This window comes from Bacteroidota bacterium (assembly GCA_018816945.1).
GTDB lineage: Bacteria > Bacteroidota > Bacteroidia > Bacteroidales.
The window spans coordinates 188,861-194,929 of sequence record JAHIVC010000101.1 but is presented as its reverse complement, the minus strand read 5'-3'; the positions used below and the strand labels follow the sequence as shown (position 1 = coordinate 194,929).

8 protein-coding genes are annotated in these 6,069 nt (G+C 35.6%); all 8 read left to right on the top strand.

Going from position 1 to position 6,069, the window contains the following annotated elements:
- A partial coding sequence (locus tag KKG99_17295) for a hypothetical protein (GenBank protein MBU1014754.1) occupies nucleotides 1-361 on the top strand: 361 nt, incomplete at its 5' end.
- 19 nt (nucleotides 362-380) lie between these two features.
- Nucleotides 381-1,253 (top strand): hypothetical protein, encoded by an 873-nt coding sequence (locus KKG99_17290; GenBank protein MBU1014753.1) that lies wholly within the window; start codon nucleotides 381-383, stop codon nucleotides 1,251-1,253.
- Between the two features lie 8 nt (nucleotides 1,254-1,261).
- The gene (locus tag KKG99_17285; GenBank protein ID MBU1014752.1) at nucleotides 1,262-1,741 is read left to right on the top strand and encodes a nuclear transport factor 2 family protein; all 480 of its coding nucleotides are present in this window, start codon (nucleotides 1,262-1,264) and stop codon (nucleotides 1,739-1,741) included.
- A 35-nt stretch (nucleotides 1,742-1,776) separates the two neighbouring features.
- Nucleotides 1,777-2,670 (top strand): hypothetical protein, encoded by an 894-nt coding sequence (locus tag KKG99_17280; protein ID MBU1014751.1) that lies wholly within the window; start codon nucleotides 1,777-1,779, stop codon nucleotides 2,668-2,670.
- Between the two features lie 19 nt (nucleotides 2,671-2,689).
- Complete coding sequence (locus KKG99_17275; protein ID MBU1014750.1) at nucleotides 2,690-3,817, top strand: dipeptidase; 1,128 nt, start codon at nucleotides 2,690-2,692, stop codon at nucleotides 3,815-3,817.
- A 28-nt stretch (nucleotides 3,818-3,845) separates the two neighbouring features.
- Nucleotides 3,846-4,748, top strand: a complete 903-nt coding sequence (locus KKG99_17270; GenBank protein ID MBU1014749.1) for a hypothetical protein — start codon at nucleotides 3,846-3,848, stop codon at nucleotides 4,746-4,748.
- Nucleotides 4,749-4,766: 18 nt separating this feature from the next.
- On the top strand, nucleotides 4,767-5,645 hold the full coding sequence (locus KKG99_17265; GenBank protein MBU1014748.1) for an alpha/beta hydrolase: 879 nt from the start codon (nucleotides 4,767-4,769) through the stop codon (nucleotides 5,643-5,645).
- Nucleotides 5,646-5,687: 42 nt separating this feature from the next.
- Complete coding sequence (locus KKG99_17260) at nucleotides 5,688-6,062, top strand: hypothetical protein (GenBank protein MBU1014747.1); 375 nt, start codon at nucleotides 5,688-5,690, stop codon at nucleotides 6,060-6,062.
- Nucleotides 6,063-6,069 lie beyond the last annotated feature (7 nt).

The window sequence follows — 6,069 nt, the reverse complement described above, 5'->3', positions numbered from 1 at the left end:
TGCCGGTTATGGAATTTACAAGTCTCAGTTTATTAATGGTGAATATGCTAAGCCTGAATTCCTTCCCAAGGAAATTAATAAAAGTAAATATTTCGGTGCTTCTCATCCGTTTATTGCTCCAGATGAGAGTTATTTGATTTTGGATGCACCAATAAATGGAAATTCTGGATTATTCATAAGTTATAAAAAAGAAGATGGAAGTTGGACCGAAGCCGTTGCTTTCGGTCACCCAATAAACACCGAAGCTTACGAGGGAATTGCCACTGTTTCGCCTGACGGGAAATATCTGTTCTTTAATAGGGACAACGATATTTATTGGGTTTCAACAAAAATCATTGAAGAGTTAAGGCCAAAAGAATAATAAAGAAATAAAAAATAAAATGAAAAAAACAATTGTAACATTGGTAATTCTGATCCAGTTTTCAATCGCAAATTGCCAAACCAGCCAAAAAGTTTTACCTGTTTTAAAAGGACCTTATTTTGGACAGAAACCACCGGGAAATATACCAGAATTATTTGCAGCCGGGATTGTTTCCCGAGAAGGCTATTTTGAACACAGCGCTGCAATATTTTCACCTGACGGGTATGAAGTATATTGGTCAGGAAAACCCAATGGTGCACGTTACTTTGAAATATACTTTCTGAAATTGATTAATGGGAAGTGGGATGAGCCAAAAATTGCTTTTTCTCATGAAGGTAACAATTTTGATAACCCAGTTTTCTCTTCCGACGGAAAGAAACTCTTTTTTAATAAAGACAGTGATATTTGGTTTGCAGAGCGTACAACCGATGGTTGGACAGAACCTGTCCGGATTTCTTCAACAATAAATTCTGGCGGTTCATTGCGTAGCATTACTGAAGATGGATCAGTTTATTTTTCAAGATATAACGCAAATGAATTAAATGAAGCAAGTAAACATGAAATTTATGTTTCCAGAAAAACAAACGGCAATTATTCACAACCGCAAAAACTTGATAAAAACATTAATTCCGATGATAGTTTTGAGTTTTCAGCATATGTAGCACCTGATGAAAGTTATATGGTACTTGAGGCATCAAAAGATAAAGCTACATGCGAACTTTTCGTAAGTTTTCGGATGAATGACAAATCTTGGTCGGAAAGAAAAAAGTTACCTATTCAATGGGGCCGCTTCCCGTCGGTATCGCCCGATGGTAAGTTTTTATTCTTTATGACAAGGGAAGGTATTTACTGGGTATCAACAAAAATAATTGAAGAGATAAGACCAAAATAAGGATTAGTATGAAAAAAATTATCATAACACTATTGTTTTACCCTGCCTTAATTGCAAATCTGTTGTGCCAGAATATTCAGAACAGGGAACCTGAGAGGAAGGAAATTGAAAAAACCATCAGCTCAAATATCGGTTGGGTAAAGGACAAAAATATAGAGCTACTTTACAGTGTCATTGCCAATGACACCAATTATATCAGTGTCTCTCCAAATAAGCGTGTGGTGAAATGTTTTGAAGATGTAAAAGCCAATGTACCATTCTGGATGAGTCCGGAGTTTAAGTATATACGTCATGAGCTAAGGGATCTGGAGATCACATTTGCAAAGTGTGGCGATGTAGCCTGGTTTTTCTGTATTCTCGATGATATAAACACTTATAAAGGTCAACCGGCAGAATGGAACAATACCAGATGGACAGGTGTTGTGGAAAAGAGGGAGGGAAAATGGGTCATCGTACAACAACATTTTTCATTCGCTTCCGACAAGTAAATTAAAAAAACAACAGGCAGATAAAGGACAGAATCATGAAAAAAATATTTACGGTTATCTTCGCTTCATTCTTAATGGTTTCTACTATTAATTGTCAGACCAGCCAGAATGATTTTCCAGTACTGAAAGGACCTTATCTTGGACAGAAACCTCCGGGATCAACACCGGAAATTTTTGCGCCGGGGATCGTGTCTACTAACGAAAACAAAGAGTTTTGCAGCACCTTCAGTTTAAACGATGATGTATTTTATTTTAACCGTGAAGGCAAAATAATGGAATGCAGATTCGACGGTAGCAGATGGTTAAATCCAGTACCTGCTTCGTTTGCTTTAGATTATATGGAACATGAAGCTCATATAACCCCGGATGGAAGCAAGCTGTTTTTCGGAAGTAGGCGTCCACAACCTGGTAATACCAGCGCTAATCAATACGGAATTTGGATGATGGAAAGAAAAGAAAATGGTTGGGGCGAACCTGTTCATGTTGGTTCCGGTATGTATGTAACAACATCTCTAAATAGTAATATTTATATAACTAGTTTTGCCGAAGATGCCGGCAGTTTAGTAAGAACAGTATTGAAAGATGGTAAATTTTCAACAATGGAAAAACTTAAAGGAGGTGTGAATTCACCGAACGCAGATTGCCATCCTTGCATAGCTCCTGATGAAAGTTACATCATTTTCGATTCCAACAGGCCGGGTTCCCATTTGGGTGAGGGCACATTCGACCTTTATGTATGTTTTAAGTTGGCTGATGGTTCATGGGGAACCGCTATTAATATAGGTGAAAAGTTGAATGCTAATGCAGAAAATACGGTAGCCTCAATAACACGGGATGGAAAATATCTATTTTATAACTCGAAGCATAATGGCACATGGGATATTTATTGGGTATCTACAAAAATTATTGAAGAGTTAAGGCCAAAATAACATTAAATAACTAATTGACATGAATAGGGAAACAACACTGATAATAATTACTTTACTAGTATTTTCCATTAAAATTTATGGGCAGCAAGAAAGTAAGCCATCTTGTAAGATAAATTATGAAATTCAAGTCAACTATCTAAAACAGACAGAAGATTTCGACGAATTTCTTTGGAATAAGACTTTAGAGATATTTGAAAGAACATTAATTATTGATTGCCATTTGCATCAGCCCTTTAGAATAGATCAGCGACCCAAGCAAGTAACTTATAGTTATTTAAATTCCAATAAAATTGGTATTGTCCGTGGTTTCCCTTTAAGGAGAGAATCATCTGAGTCAATATCTGAAAGAATAATGGCGGATATAATAAACTTTAAAAAGGAGATTATTGACAGTGCTTTTAATATTCAATTGGTTAAAAACCCAGATGATTTTGCAGCCGCAGTTTCAAGCCATCAAATTCCAATTTTGATACATCTTGAATCATTCGAGGGTCTTGCTGAAGGTGAAGTAAGCAATTTGCAAAAATATTATAACGAAGGTGTTCGCATGATTGGATTTAACCAAAGCGGTTTGGATACAGTTTGGCTGAACGACAAATTAACCAGATACGGGATCGACTTTATAAAAGAATTAACCCGGTTAGGTTTAATATGTGATATAACACATATCAGAAGAACAATCCAAAATCAGGTAATCGAGTTGACAGATGTACCGGTAATAATTTCGCATGGTGGTGCATTTGGTGCGGTAAATAGTGTATTTAACACTCCTGATTCCCTACTCATAAAAATGACATCAAAAGGAGGAATGATCGGGGTTTCATTTTTTTCCGGCCAAATATCTACAAATGTCCTTTCAGAGATAAATAGTGGAGTAGAATGGGATAAAACTGGAAGGGCTGCAATCGAAGAATTAATCGATCATATAGATTACCTGAAAAAATTGGTTGGTATTGATCATATTGGAATTGGTTCAGATTACGGTGGATCGGGGAGTATGTCTCCAACAGGATTAGAAACAATTGAGGGATTTCCTTTGATCATCTATCACTTGTTAAAAAGAGGATATTCAGAAGAAGAAATTGAAAAGGTTTTAGGATTGAATTATATCAGTTTTTTTAAAAGGATTGAAGCAAAAGCTTATTAAATAATATCAATATAATAATTGGAATAGAATGAAAAAATATCTAATATTCGCAGCCGTAGTATTTAACAATATCAATTTGTTTTCTCAAATAGATCAAAAAGATTTTTTTGTTTTAAATGGGCCATATCTTGGGCAGAAACCACCTGAATTAGTTGCAGAAATTTTTGCTCCAGGTCTATTTCCTTCAAAAGATTTTATTCACGGATCACCTGTATTCTCAATAGATGGGAATGAGATATTTTTTCCTGGGTTAAAGTGGATGAGAAATATTAATGGGACATGGACCGATCTTGAATTTGCACCTTTTTCAGGAAAATATACAGATGGAAATCCGATAATATCACCAGATGGGAGAAAAATACTGTTTCATTCCTACTCCATGCCTGATGTGCCATTCAGGGAAAGTGGGATTTACATTGTGAATAGGGAAGGTGAATCATGGACTAAACCGGTAATCCTCGACAGCTATATCAATTCAATATACGGTGGTTGGTCAGTTTCAATTTCTGCCAAAGGAAACATATACTTTCATTCAAGAAGAATAGAGCCAGGTAATAACAGATATTACTTTTACATGTCCGAATTCCTCAATGGGAAATATCAAGTACCTGTTAAGCTAAATGGAAAAATAAATAATGCCAACGCAGGCGAATTATATATTTCCCCTGAAGAAGAATATATCATTTTTAGTTCAGGAAGACCTGGAGGTGAAGGAAAATCTGATTTGTACATTAGCTTTCGACAAAAGAATGGTTTATGGGGAGAAGGAATAAATCTGGGAAAGAATATCAATACAGATGATGATGAAATGTGGCCAAACGTAACTCCGGACAAGAAATACTTATTCTTTATTGGTGTAAGAAGTGGTAAATCAAATATTTACTGGGTATCAACAAAAATCATTGAAGAATTAAAACCAAATGAACCATAAATCAATAATGGAAACAATATGAAAACTCAGACATTAACTATTTGTTTGCTGGTGTTAACAGTAACAAATTTATATTCACAGATTAAATCAATTGCTGTGGACTCAGGCTATGTAAATGTAGATGGCGGAAAACTCTACTATGAAATGGCCGGCAATGGTAAAAATATCGTCCTTCTTCATGACGGTATGGTTGACAGGCAGATATGGAATGAACAATTTTTTGAATATGCAAAAAATTACAGAGTGATAAGGTACGATCGTCGTGCATATGGAAGATCATCCAATCCTCAAACCAATTATTCTCACATCGATGATTTGTATCAGGTATTTAATCAATTAAAGATTGATAAGGCAATCATTTTTGGAATGTCTTCTGGCGGAGGGCTTGCGATTGATTTTACCCTTAAATACCCTGAAAAAGTAAGTGGATTGGTATTGGTAGGTGCAGTGGTAGGTGGATATGGTTATTCAGCACATTTTATAACAAGGGGAGGGCATTTTGACCGCGCAATTTATTCCAATTCTGAAAAAGTGCAAAAATATTTTGTTGAAATTGATCCTTACGAAATCGTCCCGAAAAATACTCAGGCAAAGGAAAAAGTGAAAAAAATAATGGAAGGAGCAATACCAACGGATATTCGTAATGATGGATATTACCCCTTCCGCCCGGAAAGAACTGCAGTTAAATTTCTGTCAGAAATAAAAGTCCCTACTTTAATTCTTGTTGGTGAATTCGATATCCCGGATGTGCATGCACATTCAGGGGTAATTAATGCCGGAATCGAAAATTCAAAAAGAGAAATTATCCCTAATTCGGCTCACTTAATCCCTATTGAACAACCGGGTTTATTTAACGAGGCGGTAAATAAGTTCTTAAAGGAATTTATAAATAAATAGTGATCAAAGATTTTTACAATCAATTTAACACAAAACCCTTTTATGCAAAAACTCAGATTAGATTTTGAATGGCCCGAATCGATTGAAGAATGGGGATGGAAGTACCATCATTTGGGAATTCCTACCGATAAAGTTATGCCAAATGAAAAATATCTTCCTGACTTGAAATTCTATGTTTCAGGATTTCGTACAAGTCCTTTTGGAATTGAATGGATGCGTTTTGATCAAAATTGCAGTATACCAGCGTTAATACAATCGGTTCCTCATCTTGCCTTTGTGGTAGAAGATTTAGATTTTGAATTAGCCAATCGGGAGTTTAATATTTTGATCTACCCTAATCAACCTTCAGAGGGAGTTAGAGTGGCAATGATAGAGCATAATGGCGCTCCAATCGAACTGATTGAATATGTAAATTAATTATCCA